General features: G+C 66.3%; 23 protein-coding genes and 1 tRNA gene. 14 read left to right on the top strand and 10 right to left on the bottom strand.

Annotation, left to right across the window (positions count from 1 at the left end; genetic code table 11):
- Window positions 1-85 precede the first annotated feature (85 nt).
- The 5 genes from U1701_RS10835 to U1701_RS10815 all read right to left on the bottom strand — a co-directional run bounded on the left by U1701_RS10835 (window position 86) and on the right by U1701_RS10815 (window position 3200).
- A tRNA-Val gene (locus tag U1701_RS10835) sits at window positions 86-160 on the bottom strand.
- Window positions 161-220: 60 nt separating this feature from the next.
- On the bottom strand, window positions 221-493 hold the full coding sequence (locus U1701_RS10830) for an HU family DNA-binding protein (RefSeq protein WP_332782578.1): 273 nt from the start codon (window positions 491-493) through the stop codon (window positions 221-223).
- Between the two features lie 181 nt (window positions 494-674).
- Window positions 675-1253 carry a Smr/MutS family protein gene (locus U1701_RS10825; protein WP_332782577.1) on the bottom strand — a complete coding sequence of 193 codons (579 nt, stop codon included), beginning with the start codon at window positions 1251-1253 and terminating at the stop codon, window positions 675-677.
- Window positions 1228-2556: a murein transglycosylase A gene (gene mltA / locus U1701_RS10820; protein ID WP_443026033.1), complete on the bottom strand. Its 1329-nt coding sequence runs from the start codon at window positions 2554-2556 to the stop codon at window positions 1228-1230. Before mltA ends, U1701_RS10825 begins: the two co-directional genes overlap by 26 nt.
- Window positions 2556-3200, bottom strand: a complete 645-nt coding sequence (locus U1701_RS10815) for a Tim44/TimA family putative adaptor protein (RefSeq protein ID WP_332782576.1) — start codon at window positions 3198-3200, stop codon at window positions 2556-2558. The genes mltA and U1701_RS10815 overlap by 1 nt, the downstream gene beginning before the upstream one ends.
- 158 nt (window positions 3201-3358) lie before the next feature.
- On the opposite strand from U1701_RS10815, the gene secB reads away from it, so the two are divergent.
- From secB to trpS, 3 genes are read left to right on the top strand one after another with little or no spacing between them, the layout of a single operon-like run.
- Window positions 3359-3868, top strand: coding sequence for a protein-export chaperone SecB (gene secB / locus U1701_RS10810; protein ID WP_332782575.1), 510 nt, complete (start codon window positions 3359-3361; stop codon window positions 3866-3868).
- 20 nt (window positions 3869-3888) lie between these two features.
- Window positions 3889-5454 (top strand): murein biosynthesis integral membrane protein MurJ, encoded by a 1566-nt coding sequence (gene murJ, locus U1701_RS10805; protein ID WP_332782574.1) that lies wholly within the window; start codon window positions 3889-3891, stop codon window positions 5452-5454.
- A gap of 10 nt (window positions 5455-5464) precedes the next feature.
- Window positions 5465-6472, top strand: coding sequence for a tryptophan--tRNA ligase (trpS, locus tag U1701_RS10800; protein ID WP_332782573.1), 1008 nt, complete (start codon window positions 5465-5467; stop codon window positions 6470-6472).
- A gap of 45 nt (window positions 6473-6517) precedes the next feature.
- Here trpS and dnaA read toward each other — a convergent pair whose 3' ends face one another.
- The 3 genes from dnaA to mutM all read right to left on the bottom strand — a co-directional run bounded on the left by dnaA (window position 6518) and on the right by mutM (window position 9584).
- Complete coding sequence (gene dnaA, locus U1701_RS10795) at window positions 6518-7984, bottom strand: chromosomal replication initiator protein DnaA (protein ID WP_332782572.1); 1467 nt, start codon at window positions 7982-7984, stop codon at window positions 6518-6520.
- Between the two features lie 425 nt (window positions 7985-8409).
- Entirely contained in the window at window positions 8410-8673 is a 264-nt protein-coding gene (rpsT, locus tag U1701_RS10790; RefSeq protein WP_332782571.1) for a 30S ribosomal protein S20, read from the bottom strand.
- 95 nt (window positions 8674-8768) lie between these two features.
- Window positions 8769-9584, bottom strand: a complete 816-nt coding sequence (gene mutM, locus U1701_RS10785; protein ID WP_332782570.1) for a bifunctional DNA-formamidopyrimidine glycosylase/DNA-(apurinic or apyrimidinic site) lyase — start codon at window positions 9582-9584, stop codon at window positions 8769-8771.
- A 56-nt stretch (window positions 9585-9640) separates the two neighbouring features.
- On the opposite strand from mutM, the gene U1701_RS10780 reads away from it, so the two are divergent.
- The 7 genes from U1701_RS10780 (at window position 9641) to U1701_RS10750 (ending at window position 15972) form a co-directional block, all read left to right on the top strand.
- Entirely contained in the window at window positions 9641-10408 is a 768-nt protein-coding gene (locus U1701_RS10780) for a class I SAM-dependent methyltransferase (protein WP_332782569.1), read from the top strand.
- 130 nt (window positions 10409-10538) lie between these two features.
- On the top strand, window positions 10539-12074 hold the full coding sequence (gene ubiB, locus U1701_RS10775) for a 2-polyprenylphenol 6-hydroxylase (RefSeq protein ID WP_332782568.1): 1536 nt from the start codon (window positions 10539-10541) through the stop codon (window positions 12072-12074).
- Between the two features lie 4 nt (window positions 12075-12078).
- On the top strand, window positions 12079-13155 hold the full coding sequence (locus tag U1701_RS10770) for a hypothetical protein (RefSeq protein WP_332782567.1): 1077 nt from the start codon (window positions 12079-12081) through the stop codon (window positions 13153-13155).
- A 9-nt stretch (window positions 13156-13164) separates the two neighbouring features.
- Window positions 13165-14349, top strand: a complete 1185-nt coding sequence (gene coaBC, locus U1701_RS10765) for a bifunctional phosphopantothenoylcysteine decarboxylase/phosphopantothenate--cysteine ligase CoaBC (RefSeq protein ID WP_332782566.1) — start codon at window positions 13165-13167, stop codon at window positions 14347-14349.
- The gene (dut, locus tag U1701_RS10760) at window positions 14346-14783 is read left to right on the top strand and encodes a dUTP diphosphatase (RefSeq protein ID WP_332782565.1); all 438 of its coding nucleotides are present in this window, start codon (window positions 14346-14348) and stop codon (window positions 14781-14783) included. The genes coaBC and dut overlap by 4 nt, the downstream gene beginning before the upstream one ends.
- On the top strand, window positions 14780-15211 hold the full coding sequence (locus U1701_RS10755) for a hypothetical protein (RefSeq protein ID WP_332782564.1): 432 nt from the start codon (window positions 14780-14782) through the stop codon (window positions 15209-15211). The genes dut and U1701_RS10755 overlap by 4 nt, the downstream gene beginning before the upstream one ends.
- Complete coding sequence (locus U1701_RS10750; RefSeq protein WP_332782731.1) at window positions 15208-15972, top strand: HesA/MoeB/ThiF family protein; 765 nt, start codon at window positions 15208-15210, stop codon at window positions 15970-15972. Before U1701_RS10755 ends, U1701_RS10750 begins: the two co-directional genes overlap by 4 nt.
- A 27-nt stretch (window positions 15973-15999) precedes the next feature.
- Here the strand turns inward: U1701_RS10750 and galU are convergent, their stop codons facing one another.
- On the bottom strand, window positions 16000-16872 hold the full coding sequence (galU, locus tag U1701_RS10745; RefSeq protein WP_332782563.1) for a UTP--glucose-1-phosphate uridylyltransferase GalU: 873 nt from the start codon (window positions 16870-16872) through the stop codon (window positions 16000-16002).
- Window positions 16873-17169: 297 nt separating this feature from the next.
- Between galU and U1701_RS10740 the strand changes: the two genes are divergently transcribed.
- Window positions 17170-17412, top strand: a complete 243-nt coding sequence (locus tag U1701_RS10740) for a hypothetical protein (protein ID WP_332782562.1) — start codon at window positions 17170-17172, stop codon at window positions 17410-17412.
- Between the two features lie 38 nt (window positions 17413-17450).
- On the opposite strand, the gene U1701_RS10735 is transcribed toward U1701_RS10740, so the two are convergent.
- Complete coding sequence (locus U1701_RS10735) at window positions 17451-18440, bottom strand: M48 family metallopeptidase (protein WP_332782561.1); 990 nt, start codon at window positions 18438-18440, stop codon at window positions 17451-17453.
- 103 nt (window positions 18441-18543) lie between these two features.
- Between U1701_RS10735 and U1701_RS10730 the strand changes: the two genes are divergently transcribed.
- The 3 genes from U1701_RS10730 to rplU all read left to right on the top strand — a co-directional run bounded on the left by U1701_RS10730 (window position 18544) and on the right by rplU (window position 20754).
- Complete coding sequence (locus tag U1701_RS10730) at window positions 18544-19323, top strand: metallophosphoesterase family protein (protein WP_332782560.1); 780 nt, start codon at window positions 18544-18546, stop codon at window positions 19321-19323.
- A 182-nt stretch (window positions 19324-19505) separates the two neighbouring features.
- A complete protein-coding gene (locus tag U1701_RS10725; RefSeq protein WP_332782559.1) occupies window positions 19506-19751 on the top strand; it encodes a hypothetical protein in 246 nt (81 codons plus the stop codon).
- Between the two features lie 646 nt (window positions 19752-20397).
- Window positions 20398-20754 (top strand): 50S ribosomal protein L21, encoded by a 357-nt coding sequence (gene rplU / locus U1701_RS10720; RefSeq protein WP_332782558.1) that lies wholly within the window; start codon window positions 20398-20400, stop codon window positions 20752-20754.
- Window positions 20755-20757: the final 3 nt, after the last annotated feature.

The following is a 20757-nucleotide window of genomic DNA, read 5'->3' as shown; positions in this document are numbered from 1 at the left end:
CATCTTCGTTGCAGTGCGGCAACTAAAGGAGTCCGCACCAGAACCAGAAAGGCCCCCGGTCCATGCGAACCGAGGGCCTGAATACTGGTGGGCGCGACAGGGATTGAACCTGTGACCCCACCCGTGTGAAGGGTGTGCTCTACCGCTGAGCTACGCGCCCCGAAACCGGGAAGCGGGCCTTTAGGCGGGTACCGTTCGCCTGTCCAGCCCTATCGGCCGATCAGTTGACCGAGTCCTTGAGCCCCTTGCCCGCCTTGAACTTGGGCTGAGTCGAGGCCTTGATCGTCATCGGCTCGCCGGTGCGCGGGTTGCGCCCGGTCGAGGCCTTGCGCTTCGAGATCGAGAAGGTGCCGAACCCGACCAGGCGGACTTCGTCGCCCTTCTTGAGCGAGGTGGAGATCGCATCGAACACCGCCTCGACTGCCTTGGACGCGTCACCCTTCGCAAGACCCGACGTGTCGGCCACCGTTGCGATCAACTCCTGCTTGTTCATCAAAATCCCCCGGAATGTCTCGATCCAACGGCCATGGACTCGCGGCCGGATCAGTCGTCCAGTAATGCAACGCCCCCGCCCCCTGTCAAACGAAACTGGCTATTTGGACGTCGTGCGGTGGCGGAAATCGGCCGATGTTGCCCCGGGTTACTTAACTCGACGGCAGGAGGTCGGTGCCGGGTCAGCGCTCGCGGCGCAGGATGATGTAGAGCGCGCCCTGTCCGCCATGCCGGGGGTGCGCGCCGCGGACCGCTGCGATCGCGTCGGCGTGCCGCGATCCGGCCAGCCAGTCCGCCACCGCGGCGCGGATCGCGCCGCGCGCATGCGGGCGCTCGCTCTCGGGCCGAGGCGGCTTGCCCGTCACCAACAGCAGAACGCGGTCGCCGCGCGCGATCGCCCGCCCCAGCCCGGTGTCGAGCATCGCATGCGCCGAGGCCAGCGTATGGCCATGCAGGTCGATCGAACTGTCCGGGATCACCGCCCCGCGCACCAGCTTCTTGTCCCAACCGCCGTCGAGCGTACTCTGGGTGATCGGTTTGGGCAGCACCCGCGCGGCCGGCTTGGCCGCCATCCTCACTGGCATGCGCACGACGGGCTTCACGCCGTGCAGCGGCGCGGGCGGCGGCGGGATCGTCTTGCCGACCGGCGCCGGCTTTTCGGGGATGTGTGCGACGCCACTCACCGCGCGCATCGGGCGCACGGTGGCCATCACCTTCGCCCAGAGCTGGGCTTCGTCAGGGTTGAGGGGTCGGCCCGCCATATCGCGCTCCATTCAAGCGCGCGACCGTGCCGATCGGCAAGAGCAGAAACGCCGTCCCGCGGCCGGCCATGCCGCCGGCAGTCGCCTCGGCCGCAGCCCCCGCACCCCAGAAGGTATCGAAGCGATTGCTTCCCTTAATCGCGCCGCCGGTGTCCTGCGCCACCCACAGTCCGCTGGCATCCTGACGGTCTAGCGATAGGAACACGGGCGCACCCAGCGGCACGAATTTGACATCGGCCGCGGCACTCACCTGGCCCGTGACCGGTAGGCCGAGCGCACCCAGCGGTGCGCCCTCCAACTCACGGAAGAACACGAAACTGCGGTTCTCGCGCATGATCGCCTGGCCCTCGACCGGATGGTCGTGCAGCCATGCAACGATGCCCTGCATCGAGGTCTGGCCCGGCTGCAACAGTCCGCGTGACTTCATCAGCGCGCCGATGCCGGTATAGTCGCGGCCGTTCTGCGTCGCATACCCGATGCGGAGGATCTCGCCGTCGGGCAGCCGCAGCCGGCCCGACCCCTGGATCTGCAGGAAGAACAATTCCACCGGGTCGCGTGCCCAGGCGAGGATCGGCGCCTTGCCCGACAATGCGCCCTGCTCGATCGCGGTACGGTCGTAATAGGGCACGAAATTGCTGCCCTGCACTCGCCCGCGGATCTTCTTGCCCTTGAGACTGGTGGAGAACGCGCCGAGATCGACGTCGATCAGATCGTCGGGGCGACCATAGACCGGGGCCTCGTAGCCCGAACGCCGGGTCAGCGATCCGGCGATCTCGGGCTCGTAATAGCCGGTCGCGAACGCCTTGCCGTCGCCGACCTGCACCGCCTCAAGCGACTGCGCGAAGAACGCCCGGGCGCCGCCGCGCGGTACGGACGCCGCGGCAGCACAGGCGGGTTGCCAATCGGCGCCGCGCGTCAGGCCCGACGTATCGGCGCGGCGTTGAAGCGCCGGGCAACTTGTGACGAATGCAGCGAGCGCGGCATCGGCCTGAACATCGCTGATCGGCAAGCTCGCGATCGCGGGCCCGGGCAGCACGCCCGCCGCCGCCGCATTGGCCGGCTCGCCCGCTGGCACCACCGGCGCCGCGAGCATCGGCACCGCGCCGACGATCCGCGCTGGCGCTTGGATACCACGAATGTTGGGCGACGCGCCGGTGTCGCGCGTCGGATGCACACGCACGGGTTCGGTCGGCCGTTCGTCTGATCGATCGGGCGGTGGCGCGATCCCGGTGCGCGGTGGCGCAACCCCGCCGACGCACGCGCTCAGCAACAGGCCGAGCGCCACTCCTCCCAGTTTGCGCATCACGCCTCGTCGGTGTCCGCGAGCTTCCAGTTCGGATCGTTGCTCTTGAGAGTCCGCGCGAACGTCCAGGCGTCGTGCGTTTGGACCGCGTCAGTCATCGACCCGGCGATGACATTGCCTTCGCTGTCGCGCGTGATCGCGGCGATGTCGGCGTCGAAGCGCACCGTTATCCGCGCATCGCGGCCGGACACGCCAGCGTCGGCGATCATCGCGCGCTCGATCGTTACCAGACGGTTGTCGAGCACCTCGCCGGCGGCGTTGCGCGCGGCGATCGCCTCGACGAACGCAGAGCGGACGTCGTCCTCGGCGAGTTCGGCAAGCGTCTGTTCGTCGCCGTTCCAAAACGCTTCCAGCACCATGCGGTACGCTGCCTGCGCGCCCTCCAGGAACTGACTGATGTCGAACCCAGCTTCGCTGGCGACGATCGCGCGCAGGCCCTGTTCCGCACGCGGCTCGATATTGCGGTTGGCGATCTCGCGTACCTCGGAGACGGGCGCGATCGAGCGCGGCACCGTGATCGCAGCTGGCCGCTCTTCGGCCGTCCGCGGCAAGGGCTGTTCATGCCCTGTACGCTTGCCGAGAACGCTGTAGAGCCGCATCGCCAAAAAGCCTGCAACCATCGCGAGAAGAACTACGTAAAACAACCGTGCCTCCGATCTTCAGGCCAACATAGGCCATGCGGGGCCCGATTCAAAGCGGCGCCCGTTGAAACGCTCGGCACGCACTGCTAGCGATCCCCGCACCGGACCCGAACGCGCGAGCCCTCCGCTTCGGTCCTTAGCTTTTCAAAGGACAGGATGACATGGACGACCAGGACAACGGCGCAATTGCCGCCGACAGCGCGCTCGCCAATGGCGAGGACACCACCCCCGCCGCCGGCCTGATCTCGCAGTACATCAAGGACCTGTCGTTCGAGAATCCGAACGCACCCGCGGTCTATCAGAACCAGACCCCGCCGGCGATCGACGTCCAGTTCAACATCGGTGCAGCGCAGGTCGGCGACGAAGTGCACGAAGTCGTGCTGAAGATCGACGTCCGTGCCGAGACCGAGGGCCAGGTCGCGTTCATCGTCGACCTTTCGTATGCCGGGCTGTTCGGGCTGCGCAACATCCCCGCCGAGCATGTCCAGCCGTTCCTGCTGGGCGAAGCGCCGCGCCTCCTCTTCCCGTTCGCGCGCCGCGTGCTCAGCGACGCGGTCCGCGACGGCGGCTTCCCGCCGCTGCTGCTCGAGCCGATCGATTTCGCTCAGTTGTATCTGCAGCAGGCCGAACAGGGCGTGCAGCCGAACGTGGGCGATTTCGGGCAGGCGTGATCGCCGGTCCGGACTGACACATGAACCTTACCAAAGCCCTGGGATCGGTCGGCGGGCTGACGCTTGCCAGCCGCATCCTGGGGCTGTTTCGTGACGCGCTGTTCGCGCGGTTCGTCGGCGCAGGTTTTGCGTCCGACGCCTATCTGATCGCGTTCCGGCTGCCGAACATGTTCCGCGCGTTGTTCGCGGAAGGTGCGTTCAGCGCGGCGTTCATCCCGATGTTCAACCGCAAAGTCGGCGACAAGGACGGGCGCGGCCTTCCCGACGGGGTCGCGTTTGCCGAAGATGCGCTGTCGGTGTTGCTGCCGACGCTGATCGTGATGACCGCGCTGCTCGAACTGGCAGCGTGGCCGGTCACGTGGCTGCTGACCTTCGGGTTCAACGGCGCGTCCGCCGAACGCTTCGCGTTCGTCGTGCACATGTCGCGGCTGATGCTGCCCTATCTGTTGCTGATCAGCCTCGTCTCGCTGCTCGGCGGCATCCTCAATTCGCTGCATAGATTCTGGGTCAACGCCGCCGCGCCGATCCTGCTCAACGCGACGCTGATCGCGGCGCTGCTGCTGTTCCACGCGCATGAGCCGTTGGTGACCGCGCGCAACCAGGCGATCGCGGTGACGGTGTCGGGCGCGCTGCAGTTGCTCTGGCTGATCTATGCATGCCGAACCTCGGGCATCCGACTGCGGCTCAAGCGGCCGCAACTCAATCCCGACGTCAAGAAGCTGATGAGCCTGATCTGGCCCGCCGCCGCCGGCGCGGGCGCGGTGCAGATCAACCTCGTCGTCTCGACCGCGCTGGCGGCTGCTTTGCTGCCCGCCGGATCGGTGTCGTACATCTATTTCGCCGACCGGCTGAACCAGTTGCCGCTCGGCCTGATCGGAATCGGTCTCGGCACCGTGCTGCTGCCCACGATCTCGCGCCAGCTCGGCCGCGGCGAGGATGCGCAGGCGATGGACACGCAGAACCGCGGGATGGAGCTCGCGCTGTTCCTGACGCTGCCCGCGACGGTCGCGCTGATCGTCTGCGGCATGCCGATCGTCGGCGCGCTGTTCGAGCACGGCAAATTCTCGGCGCAGGACAGCCTGTTCACCGCGCAGGCGCTCGCCGCCTTCTCGATCGGGCTTCCCTCGTACATCCTCGTGAAGGTCCTGACGCCGGGCTATTATGCCCGCTCCGACACGCGGACGCCGGTGCGGTATGCGACGATGTCGATGGGCATAAACCTCGTGCTCAACCTCATACTGATCAAGCCGCTCGGGCATATGGGCCCGCCGCTGGCCACCGCGATCGCCAGCACGGTCAACGTCGCCTTGCTGTACCGCACGCTGGTGCGCCGGAAGCACTTTACCGCGGATGCGCGTCTGGTCCGGCGGACCTGGCGGCTTGTCGTTGCCGCGCTGATCATGGGCGTGGTGATGTTCTTCCTCAACCATCTGTTCCAGCCGTTCGTGACCGGCAGCAACCTGCAGCGCTGGGGCGCGATGGTCGTGCTGGTGACCACCGGCGGCGTGGTCTATGGGCTCGCGACGCTCGCCACCGGCGCGTTCCGGCTGGGCGACATCGCCACCCTTCTGCGTCGTTCCAAATAGGTTTTTCGTCATGCGCGTGCTTTCCGGGATCAAGCCCACCGGCAACCTCCACCTCGGCAATTATCTCGGTGCCGTGAAACAGTGGGTGAGCATGCAGGACGATGTCGTCGCCCAAGGCGGCGAGGCGATGTTCTTCATCGCCGATCTGCACGCGCCGACCGAATGGATCGCGCCCGCCGAGCTCGCCAGCCACACGATCGAGGTCGCCGCGACGATGATCGCGGCCGGGATCGATCCGGCGAAATCGATCCTGTTCAACCAGGCGCGCGTGCCGGCGCATAGCGAACTGGCCTGGCTGTTGAACACTGTCGCGCGCGTCGGCTGGCTGAACCGCATGACTCAGTTCAAGGACAAGGCGGGCAAGAACCGCGAAGGCGCCAGCGTCGGGCTGTACGATTATCCGGTGCTGATGGCCGCCGACGTGCTGCTGTACAACGCCACCCACGTGCCGGTCGGCGAGGACCAGAAACAGCATCTGGAGCTCGCGCGCGACATCGCGACCAAGTTCAACAACGACTATGCCACCGACCTGTTCACGCTGCCCGAGCCGCTGATCAGCAAGGCTGCGCCGCGGATCATGTCGTTGCGCGACGCGGGCGCGAAAATGTCGAAGTCGAACCCGTCCGAGCAGTCGGTGGTCAAGCTGATCGACAGCGACGACACCATCGCCGACAAATTCCGCAAGGCCAAGACCGACCCCGACGTCCTGCCTGCAACCGCTGAGGAACTCGGCGACCGTGCCGAGGCGCGCAACCTGCTGACGATCTACGCGGCGCTGGCCGATACGAGCATCGACGCCGTGCTCGCCGATTTCGGCGGCAAGGGGTTCGGGGTGTTCAAGCCGGCATTGGCCGATCTCGCGGTCGCCAAGCTAGGCCCGATCCGCAACGAACTGGTCCGCTTGCTCGACGACCGCGCGGCGGTGTCGGCGATCCTCAGCGCCGGCGCGAAAACGGCTAGGGGCTTGGCCGCGCCGACGTTGAAGGCGGCACAGGACGCGATGGGCCTGCAGGTCTGAGTCGGACTGATCCTCCCCCGCCCAGGGGGAGGACTATGGGGCACGTTACCCTTCGAGTTCGCGCATCAATACCCGCACCGCGGCGTCGATGTCGCGGTCCGAATCGCGCAGCTCCTCGATCCGGCGGACCGCATGGATCACCGTCGAATGGTCGCGACCGCCGAATTTGCGACCGATTTCGGGCAGCGACCGGGTCGTCAGCCGCTTGGCCAGATACATCGCGATCTGCCGCGGCCGTGCGACCGCACGCGCGCGGCGGGCGGAGATCAGGTCGAGCGGCTTCAGCTCGAAATGTGCGGAAACGAGCTTCTGGATCTCGTCGATCGTCACCCGCTTCTGCGCGCCGCGCAGCACGTCGCCCAACGTCGCGACCGCAAAGTCGAGGTCGATGCTGTCGCCGGTCAGCTGCGCGTAGGCGACGACGCGGTTGAGCGCCCCTTCGAGCTCGCGGATGTTCGCATGGATGCGGCTGGCGAGCAGGTCGAGCACGTCGAGCGGCACGCGCATGTCGGGCAGATCGGTCAGTTTCCGATCGAGGATCGCCCGGCGCAGCGCCAGATCGGGAGCCTTGATGTCGGCGACCAGCCCGACCGCCATCCGGCTGACGATCCGCGCCTCGACACCTTCGAGCGCCTGCGGGCAGCGGTCTGCCGAGATCACCAGGCGTTTGCCCGCCGCCATGATCTCGTTGACCGTGTGGAAGAACTCTTCCTGCGTCGCGTCCTTGCCGGCGATGAACTGCAGATCGTCGATCAGCAGCAGGTCCGCGCCACGCAACCGCTGTTTGAACGCATGCGTGTCGCGGGCGCGCATCGCCGCCACGAAATCGTACATGAATCGCTCGGCTGACATGCACAGCACGATCGCCTGCGGGTTCGCGGCGAGAAACGCATGACCGATTGCATGCATCAGATGCGTCTTGCCCTGCCCCGTACCGCTGTGGAGGAACAGCGGCGAGAAGCGCACGGGCCCCGGTTCGGCCAGCACCCTGGCGGCGTTGAACGCGACCTTGTTCGAGGCGTCGACGACAAACCGGGCGAAGGTGTAGCGCGGGTCGAGCGGCGGCCGTTCGGCGGCGGGTTGCGTCGTCGTAGCGGCGGCGACCACGGGCACAGCCGGCGCGGGCCTAAGCGACGGATCGACGCCGAACGTTCGCGCTGGGGCCACAACAGGCACAGGACCGGCGGGCGCCGCCGCGGGAACCAGGGCAAGCGCGACCGGCGCCGGACCCGCCACACGCGTTTCGATCTGCACGCTGCGGACGTGCGGCAGAATTTGCCTGAATTCGAGAGTCAGTCGGTCCGCATAATGGTTGCGCACCCAGTTGGTCATGAACGCGGACGGCAACGCCAGACGAATCGTGTCGCCATCGCTGTCGGGCACCAGCTCGATCGGTTTCAGCCATTGATCGAACAGCCGCGCGCCGGCGGATTCGCGGAGCGACGTACGCACGCGGGACCAAGCCTGTTCAGCCTCCTCCGCTCGCGTCTTTTGCCCCGGCCAACTCGTCACACGCACACCTTCCCGAGCCCGCGCAACACATGCGCAGACGGCTGAATTCCAACAGGCAAAATCCCCCCACGGCCGCCGCAAGGCAGCCTGGTCCCTTCGCCCAGTTCCAATGACGCGACCGTGATTCACCGTCGCTGCTGGGTGCAGTTATGAAGCGATCGGCGAGTGTAGCAAGGCCTGCGGCTGTCAGATTTTTGAAATAAAATGGGTTGACGCGAACAAGCCGCGGAAATGCGTCGGAATTTTTATAAGTTCCTCAGTTAACGCATTTTTCTTGATTTTCGCGGGGAAGACGGTTCCCGCCACATCGCTCGAATCGTGGAGAATCCTCGGATTCCCGACATCGCAGTCGAGCCCTTCGCCGACGCAAAAAACCCGCCGGAGAGGACTCCGGCGGGCGATCCGCGTACCAATTATGACTGGACTCAGGCGAGTCCGGTCACGGCCTTGGTCAGGCGTGCGAACTTGCGGCTCGCGGTGTTCTTGTGCAGCACGCCCTTGGCGACGCCGCGCTGCAGCTCGGGCTGTGCCTGCGCAAGCGCTGCGGTGGCAGCACCCTTGTCGCCCGATGCCAGTGCCGCTTCGACCTTCTTGATGAAGGTACGGATGCGGCCGACTCGGTTGCCGTTCACTTCCGCGCGACGGTCGTTGCGACGGATACGCTTTTTCGCCTGCGGCGTGTTCGCCATGAAGCCCTCGTGGATGCTGGAATGATAAAAAGGGGCGCCGGATTGCTCCTACGCCCTCTCGAAGACGGAGCCCCTAGTCAGTTCCCCTCGAAACGTCAACCGCGTTGGCAGCGTGGGCACCAGAAGGTCGAGCGGCCATTCTCGGTCCGTCGCCTCACCAGCCCGCCACACTCGCACGGCAGACCTTCGCGGCCATAGACGCGCCATTGCTTCGAGAAATAGCCGAGCTCGCCGTCCGGCCGCGCATAATCCTTGAGCGTCGAGCCCCCGGCAAGAATCGCGGCGGTCAGCACGCTACGGATCGCGTCGACGAGTCGCTCGAGTCGGAACAGCGATATCCGCCCCGCCGCGCGGCTCGGCGCGATTCGGGCGAGGTGCAGCGCCTCGCAGACATAGATGTTGCCAAGGCCCGCGACGATCCGCTGGTCGAGCAGCATCGCCTTGATGGACGCGCCCCGGCCGCTCAGCGCCTCGAGCAGATAGGCAGCGGTCAGGTCGGGCCCGAGCGGCTCCGGGCCCGTCACCAGGAATGGGGGGTAATTGGCGATGTCGGCGGTCGACCAGAGATCGAGAAAGCCGAATCGCCGGGGATCGTTGAGCGCGACGACCCGCCCCGCCTCGGTCTCGATCAGCAGATGGTCGTGCGGCAGGATCTCGCTCGGATCGACCCGCCACCGTCCCGACATGCCGAGATGGAAGACGAGCGTGTCGCCGCGATCGGTGTCGAGCAGGCCATATTTGGCGCGCCGCCACAACCGCGCGACCACCGCACCGGTCATCCGCTGACGCAGGTCGACAGGAATCGCTTTCCGGAGATCAGCACGACGCGGCTCGACCCGCGTCAGGCGCTGGCCGAGCAACACGGGCTCAAGCCCGCGGACGGTGGTTTCGACTTCGGGGAGCTCTGGCACGCGAAACAGCTAGGTTGCGTTTGCCCGCGCCACAAGGCGGGGCTAGAGCGCTGGGCATGACCGAGCCCAGCGCGACCGCCCCCGCCGCCCCCGCCCCCGCCATCGTATCCTTCGGCTACGAAGACATTCCCGCCGCCGAGAAGACCGCGCGCGTCGGCGGCGTCTTCTCGAACGTTGCCAGCAAATACGACCTGATGAACGACGCGATGTCGGGCGGCATGCACCGGTTGTGGAAGGATCGGTTCGTGCGCCGCGTGAAACCGCGCGAGGGCGAGCAGATCCTCGACATGGCGGGTGGCACCGGCGACATCGCGTTCCGGATGGAGCCGTCGGGCGCGTCGATCACCGTGGCCGACATCAACCCGCAGATGCTCGAAGTCGGCATGGAACGCGCGCAGAAGCGCGGGATCGACGGCCTGGTCTGGACCGAGGCGAATGCCGAAACGCTGACCTTCCCCGATAAATTCTTCGACGCCTATACGATCGCGTTCGGCATCCGGAACGTCACCGATATCCCCAAGGCGCTACGCGAGGCCCACCGCGTGCTGCGCCGTGGCGGGCGGTTCTACTGCCTCGAATTCTCCACGACCCAGTGGCCGGGGTTCGCCGAGGTCTATGACGCCTATTCGCACAAGATGGTGCCGAAGCTCGGCCAGCTGCTGGCGCAGGACGCCGACAGCTATCGCTACCTGATCGAATCGATCCGCCGCTTCCCACGCATGCCGCAGTTCAAGGCGATGATCGCCGAGGCCGGCTTCGTGCAGACCAAGGTCGAGCCGCTACTGGGCGGGCTGGTCGCGATCCACAGCGGGTGGAAGATCTGATGTTCACGCAACGCCGCGAAGGCGCGACGATGGTCCGAGCGCAGCACCTCCGGGTCTCCGCGCCTCCGCGTGAAAACCCTTCTTCTCTTCGTGCCTTCGCGCCTTTGCGTGAACCACTCTTCAACTGCCAGTGACAGCTTCCACAACTCACGTCTGGCGCTTGCTCAAATGGGGCCGCATCCTCGCGCGCCACGGTGCATTGACGGGGATCGAGCGTGATCCGAACACCCCCGCCCCGGTCCGCCGGCTGGCCCGAATCGCCCGGTTCGGCGCGCGGGTGCCGAAGGTCCCGCGCTACGCCGATGCGTTCCAGGCGATCGGCCCCGCGGCGATCAAGCTCGGCCAGACGCTCGCGACGCGCCCCGACCTGGTCGGCGAGGTCGCCGCGCACGACCTGCTGCGGCTGCAGGACCAACTCTCACCGGTCCCCTATGCGACGATCGAGGCGGCGATGCTCGCGAGCTTCGGCCGCCCGCTCGAGGACCTGTACAGCCATATCGAGCCCGTCCCCGTCGGCGCTGCGTCGATCGCGCAGGTCCACCGTGCTGTCACCACCGACGGCCGGCAGGTCGCGGTCAAGGTTCTGCGTCCCGGCGTCGAGGCCGATTTCGCCCGCGCGATCGACACCTATAGCTGGGCTGCCGCCCAGCTTGAGGCGCTCAGCCCCGAGGCCGCGCGGCTGCGCCCGCGCCTGACGATCGAGACGTTCAAGCGCTGGACGTTGCGCGAACTCAATTTCCGGCGCGAGGCGGCATCGGCATCCGAACTCGCCGAGAACATGACCGCCGAATCGGACTTCATGGTGCCCGAGATCGACTGGGCGCGGTCGACCGCCAAGGTCATGACGATCGAGTGGATCAACGGCATCAAGCTGTCGGACCGCGCAGCGCTCGTCGCTGCAGGATACGACTTGCCCGCGCTTGCCCAATTGTTGGTCCGCGCGTTCCTGCGCCAGGCGATCGCCGACGGCTTCTTCCACGCCGACATGCATCAGGGAAACCTGTTCGCGCTGCCCGGCAACCGCATCGCCGCGATCGATTTCGGCATCATGGGCCGGATCGACCGGCGCGCGCGCGTGTGGCTCGCCGAGATCCTCTACGGCCTGATCACCGGCAACTATAAGCGGGTCGCCGAAATCCATTTCGAAGCAGGCTATGTGCCCGCGCATCACGACGTCGGCGAATTCGCCACCGCCTTGCGGGCGGTGGGCGAACCGATGCGCGGGTTGCCGGTCAAGGACATGTCGATCGGCATGTTGCTCGACAGCCTGTTCTCGATCACCCGCGATTTCGACATGGTGACGCAGCCGCATCTGCTGTTGCTGCAAAAGACGATGGTGATGGTCGAGGGCGTGGCGACCAGCCTCGATCCCGACATCAACCTGTGGAACACCGCCGAGCCGTTCGTCCGCGACTGGATCCGCGGCGAATTGGGCCCCGAAGCCGCGCTGGCGGACCGGCTGGTCGAGGATTTCCGGCTGCTCACCCGCCTGCCCGACCTGGTCCGCCGGATCGAGGCGCATTATCCCGCACCGGGCGGCGAGCCCCCCGCCCCGCCGCTGCGCGCAATCGAGATCGTCCGGATTGGCGGCGGCTGGCGCTATGCGGTCGTCGCGCTGGTGACGGCCGTGATCTGCGTAGCCGCGACCTGGTTCCTGCTGCGGTGACACGATGCGCCGCGCGCTGACGCCGCTGTGGTTGGCGATGCCGTCGCGCGCCGCCGGGCTATCGCAAAGGGCGGCTCGGCTTGGCCTTGTGGTGCTGACGGTGCTCCTGCTCGCCTTGCTTACCGCGGTGCGGCAGTCGGCCGGCCAGACAGATACCGGATTCTATGCGGGCATCGTCGACGGCGTCCGGCACGGTGGCAATTATTATGCGGTGACCGCCGATACGTTGCGCGGCGCCGACTATCCGCTGCGGCCGATGCTGGCGTTCGCGATGCCGACGCTGGCGGTGGTCGAAGGCAGCTTGCCGCCGATCCTCGTCCGAATCCTGCTGTACGCGCTGGTCCTCGCCGTCGCTGCGGCCTGGCACGCACGGCTCAAGGCGGCACTAGTGGGGCCGGTCGCGCGCGGAATCGCCACGGCGCTTCTGGTGCTGACTCTGCTGCCGCTCCTGCGGCCGTCGCTGATCGCGGTGCCCGAGACCTGGGCCGGGCTGTTTGTCGCGCTGTCGCTCGCGGTTCGCCGTCATGGCGCGTGGCTTGATGCCGTCGCGTTCGGCTTGGCCGCCGCGCTCCTTCGTGAGACTGCGGTGCTCTATTTGCTGCTGATGGCGGTGTTCGCGCTCGGCGAAGGGGCGCGGCGCGAGGCGATTGGCTGGGCCGCGGCGATCCTGGTGTTTGTCGTCGCGTTCGGCGCGCATGCGCATGCGGTCGCCGAGGTGGTCCGGTCGCTCGATAGCGCAGCCGATCCGATCACCGCCGGCGGTATCGGACTGTTCATCCGAACCGCGGCAGGCGCGACGATACTGACGCTGGTGCCCCTATGGCTCGCAGCGCCGATGGTCGGATTGGCGCTGTTCGGCTGGGCGATGTGGCGCGATGCCACCGGCCTTCGCGTGCTCGCGCTGTTCGTGCTGATGGCGGCGGTCATCGGGGTGTTCGGACGGGAGGACACGCCGCACTGGGCGCTGATGATCGCGCCGCTGTTGCTTCCGGGTCTCGTGTTCGCGATCGACGGCGCGAGAGACCTGATCAGCGCCGCGCGCGACGGGCGACGGATTACCGTAACGCGGATCGTGCGCTAGAAGGCGCTGATGAAGCGTATCCTCCTGATCGTCGGCGGCGGCATTGCCGCCTACAAAGCCGCCGAACTCATCCGTCTGCTGAAGAAGCGCGGGCACGCGGTTCGCTGCGTCCTCACCGAATCCGCGCATCACTTCGTCACGCCGATGACCCTCGCCGCGCTGAGCGAGGATAAGGTCTACACGACGTTGTGGGACCTGAAGGACGAAGCCGAGATGGGTCATATCCAGCTCAGCCGCGAAGCCGACCTGATCGTCGTCGTGCCCGCCACCGCCGATTTGCTCGCGCGGATGGCCGCGGGGCTCGCGAACGATCTCGCCACGACCGTACTGCTCGCGACCGACAAGCCCGTGCTCGCCGCCCCCGCGATGAACGTCCGGATGTGGAGCCATGTCGCCACCGTTCGCAACGTCGCCCAACTCCGCGCCGATGGTGTCACCCTCATGGAGCCCGACGAAGGCCCGATGGCGTGCGGCGAGTTCGGCGCCGGGCGGCTTCCGCAACCCGAGGCGATCGCCGACGCCATCGAGGCCATGCTCGGCGCCTCCCCGCCCCGCCTCGCCGGCAAGCACGTCCTCGTCACCGCCGGTCCGACGCACGAGCCGATCGACCCGGTGCGCTATCTCGCCAACCGTTCGTCGGGCCGACAGGGCTTCGCGATCGCCGAGGCGCTTGCCCGACTCGGCGCGCGGGTGACGCTCGTCGCCGGTCCCGTCGCATTGGCCACGCCGCCGGGCGTCGATCGTATCGACGTCGAAACCGCGCGACAGATGGCCGACGCGGTTTCGCGTGCGCTTCCCGCCGACGCCGCAGTGATGGTCGCCGCGGTCGCCGATTGGCACGTCGTCGCCGCCGCGCAGAAGATGAAGAAGGGGAGCGGCACCCCGGTGCTAACGCTCGCCGAGAACCCCGATATCCTCGCGACACTCGCGCAAGCGCATGACCGGCCCGCGCTGGTCGTCGGGTTCGCCGCCGAGACCGAACGCGTGATCGAACACGCGGTCGCCAAGCGTGCGCGCAAGCAAGCCGACTGGATCGTCGCCAACGACGTATCGGGCGACGTGATGGGCGGCGCGGCGAACACCGTCCATCTCGTGACCGCGGCGGGCGTCGAGAGCTGGGAGCGGTTGCCCAAGCAGGTCGTCGCCGCAAAGCTGGCGGAGCGTATCGCCGATGCGCTACAAGGTGGCGCATGATCCGCATCCAGTTTAAGCGCCTGCCGCACGGCGAAGGTCTCGCTCTGCCGGCCCATGCCAGCGACGGCGCGGCCGGGCTGGACATCGTCGCGGCCGAGGCGCTGACGCTCGCGCCCGGTGCGCGCGCTGCGGTGGCCACCGGTTTTGCGATCGCGATTCCCGAAGGACATGAGGTGCAGGTCCGGCCGCGTTCGGGCCTCGCGCTCAAGCACGGCGTGACCTGTCTCAACACGCCCGGGACGATCGACAGCGACTATCGCGGCGAAGTGAAGATCATCCTCGTCAACCTAGGTCAGGACGCGTTCGAAATCGCGCGCGGCGACCGCATCGCGCAGCTCGTCCCCGCCGCGGTGCTGCGTGCGACGCTCGCTCTCGTGACCGAGCTCGACGATACCGCGCGCGGCGCCGATGGGTTCGGATCGACCGGGCGATGATCGCCGCGCTGTTTCTCCTCGCGCAACTGGCGCCACCGGTCGCCGTCCCGACCCAGTCAACCAGCGCTGCGCAGATCGCGCCGCAGGATTGGAGCACATTGCCGATCCTGCGCCTTCGCCGCCCCGCATCCTCGTCCGACCTGTCCGCACGCGACCTATCCGCGTTCGTGCGTGCCGAGGTTGCTGCGGGCCGCTGCGCCGCCGCGACGTCATCGATCCAAGGTTGGTCGCTCACGATCGACCTTGCCGTGCTGGCGACGCCCGCGGGGCGCGTGCGCCGGGTCACGCCGCGCGCGATCCACTGCCCGACCGTCGAGCAATATGCCGCCGGGCTCGTGCTCGGCAGCGCACGTGACAATGTCGATGTCCGCGGCGCGCTGACGGACACCTGGTACCGCACGAACATGACGTTCGCGTGGAGCCAGTGACGCTGTCGGACGACGAACTGGCACGCTATGCGCGGCATATCGTGTTGAAGGAGTTCGGCGGTGCAGGCCAGACGCGGCTGAAGGCTGCCTCGGTCGCGATCGTGGGGGCCGGCGGGATCGGATCGCCAGCGATCCAGTATCTTGCCGCTGCCGGGGTCGGCCGCATGGTGCTGATCGACGACGACCAGGTCGAGCTTTCCAACCTCCAGCGCCAGACGATCTTCACCACCGCCGACACGGGCAGAGCGAAGGTCGACGCCGCTGCCACCGCCGCTGCGCGGATCAACCCGCACGTCACGGTCGAACCACACCGCATTCGGCTGGACCGCGACACCGTCACGGGGATGCTACAGGGCGTCGACGTCGTTCTCGACGGTTGCGACAATTTCGCCACGCGCTTCATCGTCGCCGATGCCGCGCACGCGTTGCAAATCCCGTTGGTGTCCGCGGCCGTCGGCCAGTTCGAGGGCCAGCTCGGGGTCTATCGCGGCTGGGAAACGGACAAGCCGTGCTATCGGTGCTTTGTCGGCGAATCGCCCGAACGCGCTGAAGCCAGCTGCGCAGAGGACGGCATCCTTGGCCCGGTCACCGGCGTGCTCGGTAGTCTCGCAGCGCTTGAGGTGCTCCGGGCGATCGCGCCATTCGGCGACGATCCTGCCGGTAAACTGCTGATCGTCGATCTGCTCGCCCTGCGCTTCCGCACGATCCGCCTGCCCAAGGACATCGGATGTGCGGCTTGTGGTGTGGCCAACGCGCCGTAGCGGGGCCCGGCGCGGTACGGACCACGTTCAACGCGCGAGCAGGTCTTCCATGAACGCGCGCACCACGCTTCCGATGTCGTCGCGTTCGAGCGCGATCGCGAGGTTGGCCTGAATGTATCCCGCCTTGTCGCCGCAATCGTAGCGCTGGCCATCGAAGGTGAAGCCGTGGAACGGCTGACGGCCGATCAGTTGGGCCATCGCGTCAGTCAGCTGGATTTCGCCGCCGGCACCCTTTTCCTGGTTTTCCAGGATCCGCATCACTTCTGGCTGCAGGATATACCGGCCGGGAATCATCAGGTTCGACGGCGCGGTGCCGCGCTTGGGCTTTTCGACGAGCGCGGTGACCTCGGTCAGACGACCATCGATCGCCCCCGGCGAGATGATCCCGTATTTGTCGGTTTCCGAATCGCTAACCTCGAGCGCGCCGATCACGTTGCCGCCGACCTGATTATACGCCTCGACCATCTGCTTCATGAAGCCGGGCTGCCCGACCATGAGTTCATCGGGCAGAAGCACTGCGAACGGCTCGTCGCCGACGATTTCGCGCGCGCACCATACCGCGTGACCGAGCCCGAGCGGTTCCTGCTGACGGATATAGACGGGCGAGCCCGGCTTCATGCGGATACCGTGGATGGGATCGAGCGACTTGCCGCGTGCGCGCATCGTGTCTTCGAGTTCGTAGGAGATGTCGAAATGGTCTTCGAGCGAGCCCTTGTTGCGGCCGGTCACGAAGATGATCTGCTCGATCCCGGCTTCCAGCGCTTCCTCAACCGCATACTGGATCAACGGCTTGTCCACGACCGTCAGCATTTCCTTCGGCATCGCCTTGGTCGCGGGCAGGAAGCGAGTGCCGAGACCGGCGACCGGAAACACGGCCTTGCGCAGCGGCTTGATCGGCATCGGTTACTCCTGGGAAAAATATCGCATATCAGTATCGTGCCCCTACGTGATCCGCAATTCGGTGCTGCAGCGCACTAGGTTAGGGCGTCTTTAAGCGACCACGCGTAAGAACGATTGTATGAAAATCCTGGTCATCTTCGGCACGCGCCCCGAAGCCATCAAACTCTTCCCGGTCGTCCGCGCGCTCTCGACCACAGCGGGGCTCGTCGTCGCACAGGCGTAGCGGCGCAACATGGTGGGGTGCTCGACTAAGTTCTCGCAATCGCCGATCTGGTTCCCGACATCGATCTCGATATCATGGAGCCTGGCCAGACGCTCGACCGGCCGACCGCGCGGCTGCTGACGGGGTTGTGCGAAGTAATGGAAGCGGATCACCCCGACATGGTCGTCGTGCTCCGCGATGGCGGGGGACGCTTGCCGCCCGTGTTCCGCTCACTTCCGCTGGAGGAGTGGACAGGCAAGGTGGTGCTCGACACGCGTGGAATCTTGTCGGACCAGCGGCGCGCTACCGCGGGCGAAGCGCTGCGCCTTGCGAACTGAACGCATAGCGTTCCGCAAGGCACGGCATCAATCACGTGCTATCGCAGGGGCACATCGCGCGTGGCGAGGATTGCCGGCACGATTGGACGCTTGGGCGTTGCCGCGATTTCGCGCGCGACGGCTTCCAGCACCTCCGCGCGCGCCTTGGACGACGCGTGCGTGCGACTGCGGAACAGGCCTCCGTCGATGTCGCCGCCCTTCTCACGCCAAAAGGTCGGTGCCGCCATCGGATCATAGCCCGCATTGGCGAGCAGGTAGACACCAAGCCGGTCGGCATCATTCTCGGTCTCGCGGATCAGACGCCCGTTACGCCCGAGTTCGGCGAGCAGCCCCCGATTGATCTTCGCCGCATCGAGCCGGGCGCGGTGCCGCAGGATGTTGTGCGCGAGTTCATGCGCGACGATCACCGCGATCTCAGCATCGTCATATCCCTCGAAGAAGCCCTCGCCGATCTGGACGATCGCACCGTCGGCGCTCGCGCCCAATCCGCTTCCCAGCAGGATTTCGAAGCGCGAGCGACAGCCCGGGATCGGCGTTACCGACACGTCGCGCCCACGTCCGTCGCGGAGCAGCGAGAGCGCGATGGGCGCGCGCGGCGACCGGCCGGTGATCAGCGCTTCAGCCGTATCGCGATCGGCAGGACCATCACCTTTCATCGCCGCGAGGCTCGGCTGGGCGCGGCCGTCGATCGCCGCGATCGAATCGCCACCCTGGATCCCCGCACGCGCCGCGGGTCCGCCGGCGACGACGCCCTCGACCCCGACGACCGATTCGAACCCGAACACAGCCGTCGCGTTAGCGCGCGAATCCGCGCCATATTGCGACAGTGCGTGGATCGGCATGCCGAGCTCGGGCTGCAATCGGTCGCACAGCGCGGCGTTGGCGGTCGTCAATCGGTAGGCGATCGTCGCCAGACGCAGATCGGCGGTACGCAGCGCTTCGAAGAACGCACGCGGCGGGACTTCCTCCTTCGGCACGGGTGCAGCACCGAGGAGGAGGACTGGCAACAGACGGACAAACATGGACATGCGCGCCGCATAGCCGGTATCAGGGCATGCGTCAGCCCGGACCGCGCGTTGCAGAACGCCACGTTTCGCAGTATCCGGCCCCCTCCCCAGATAGTCCAGCCTCATGATTTCCAAGCTTTTCTCGTCCCGTCGTCGTCCCGCAGAGCTCGTGCCCGCGATTCCTGCCGGGCAACGCGTGTATGCCGTCGGTGACATCCACGGCTGTGCCGACATGCTCGACGATTTGCTCGGTCAAATCGAAGCCGACGATGCGGCGCGCGATCCCGCGGAAACGACCATCATCTTCCTCGGCGACCTTGTCGACCGCGGGCCGGCGTCGGCCGCGGTGATCGACCGGCTCATCGCGCTCGCCGATGCCCGTCCGCGCGTCCGGTTTCTTCTCGGCAATCACGAAGAGATTTTCCTGGGGGCGTTGGACGGCGAATCGAAGGCGCTGCGGTTGTTCTGTCGCATCGGGGGTCGCGAAACCTTGCTTAGCTACGGCATGGATGCGGTGGAATATGAGCGGCTAGATTACGACGAACTGGTGGCGCGAATGGGCGAGCTCGTGCCCGCCGCGCACCGTGCGTTCTTCGAGCGGTTCGAAGATATGATCGTCATCGGCGACTATGCCTTTGTGCACGCCGGCGTCCGACCCGACACCGCGCTCGAGGCACAGCGCGGCAGCGATCTGCGTTGGATCCGCGATCCGTTCCTCGACCATCGCACACCGCTTGAGAAGATGGTCGTGCATGGCCACACGATTACCGAGAAGATCGAGACGCGTCCGCACCGGATCGGTATCGATACCGGTGCCTACACCACGGGACGTTTAACGGCCCTGGCCCTCGAAGGGGCACAGCTATGGCATCTTGAAACGACCATCGATCCGATCGTCGCATAAATGCACCGGCGGATGATATTTGTCTTTTCCTGCTACGTCCTGGCGTTATAGTCTTGAACCGTGGTGCGTGTTGCACTGCCGCAACAGTATGGAACACTTCCAAACTGAGCGAGTTACATCGGTTGCCTCGTAACGGGTTTCGTGCCAGTGCGTCAGGCGACGAGCACAATGGGAGTTTTAACATGCGTCTTGGGAAGTATCTCTTGACCGCAGCAGCAGCCACGATGGCAGTTGCTCCGGCCGTGGCAGCACCTGCCAACTCGGCAGCCAGCCTGTCGGTTTCGAAGTCGGTCCGCGTTGGCGCGGTTTCGGCCAAGAAGAACAACGCCGCTGGCGGCGGCATCATCGTTGCGGTTCTCGCAGCGGCAGCCGTTGTTGCGGGCATCGTTATCGTTGCTGACAGCGATGACAACTCGGACAGCAACTAAGCTTTTCGCTTAGGAACTGGGAAATAGCGGCCTTCGGGCCGCTATTTTTTTGTCCGCAACAGATGGGTATCGGGACAGATGGCCCTGCGGCGGCCGCATCCGGTCAGACATTGCGCGATATTGAGCTGACGCGCTGAACTTGTTCAGTGCGAACTGAGTCTGCGGCGCTGGTGGCGGACGCAGGCGACGAGCCAGACCGCCTGATATGTCGACGGCCCAAAGACGATCGTCCTTGCCCCCGCGCGCCGCCTTCCCCTTAGGTTGGCCGGCGCACGAATCCCCGTTCCCTAGCTTGTAATTCTTGATGCCGCGGCGACGATGCTTCTCGGCGCGGTGCCGGGCAGTTATCCTGGCGCAATCGCTGTCGCGGCGCATGGAAGCGCCGAGAATGGAAAGAGCGAGCGTTTTGCGCGTCGGTGTGCCCATGAACCGGCAAAGCCAAGCCGCAGCGTTCTTCGCCACAGATTTGTTCTCAGCTACCGCCTCGATTGCTTCCGACTTGAGAGCATCGCGCTTTAGGCATCACAGATTCTATCCGTTTCCGCCCCTTTGCGGTTGACAGGACCGCCCCTCTTGCCTAGCTCCCCGGCTTCTCCCGGCGAGCCTCGGCGCGTGGGGTACATGTATTTGGAAAGTGACAAGAGCCATGTTCGCAGTCGTGCGCACGGGCGGCAAGCAGTATCGCGTCGCCGCCGGAGATAAGATCGTCGTCGAGAAGATCGAGGGCGATGCAGGTGCGTCGGTGACGCTGGGTGACGTGCTGCTCGCGGGCGAAGGCTCGGAGCTGCGTTCGGTCGAAGGTTTCACCGTCGCCGCAGAGATCATCGCGCAGGCGAAGGCGGACAAGGTCATCGTCTTCAAGAAGCGTCGCCGTCACAATTATCGCCGCAAGAACGGCCATCGCCAGCAGCACACGATCCTGAAGATCCTGTCGGTTGGCGGCGAGACCGCAAAGGCCCAGACCCAGAGCACCGCGGCTGACGCCCCGGCCGCTCAGGCATAAGGA

This window comes from Sphingomonas rhamnosi (genome assembly GCF_036663615.1).
GTDB lineage: Bacteria > Pseudomonadota > Alphaproteobacteria > Sphingomonadales > Sphingomonadaceae > Sphingomonas.
Note: the sequence above shows the minus strand (reverse complement) of the source record. Positions and strands in the feature narration are given on the sequence as shown.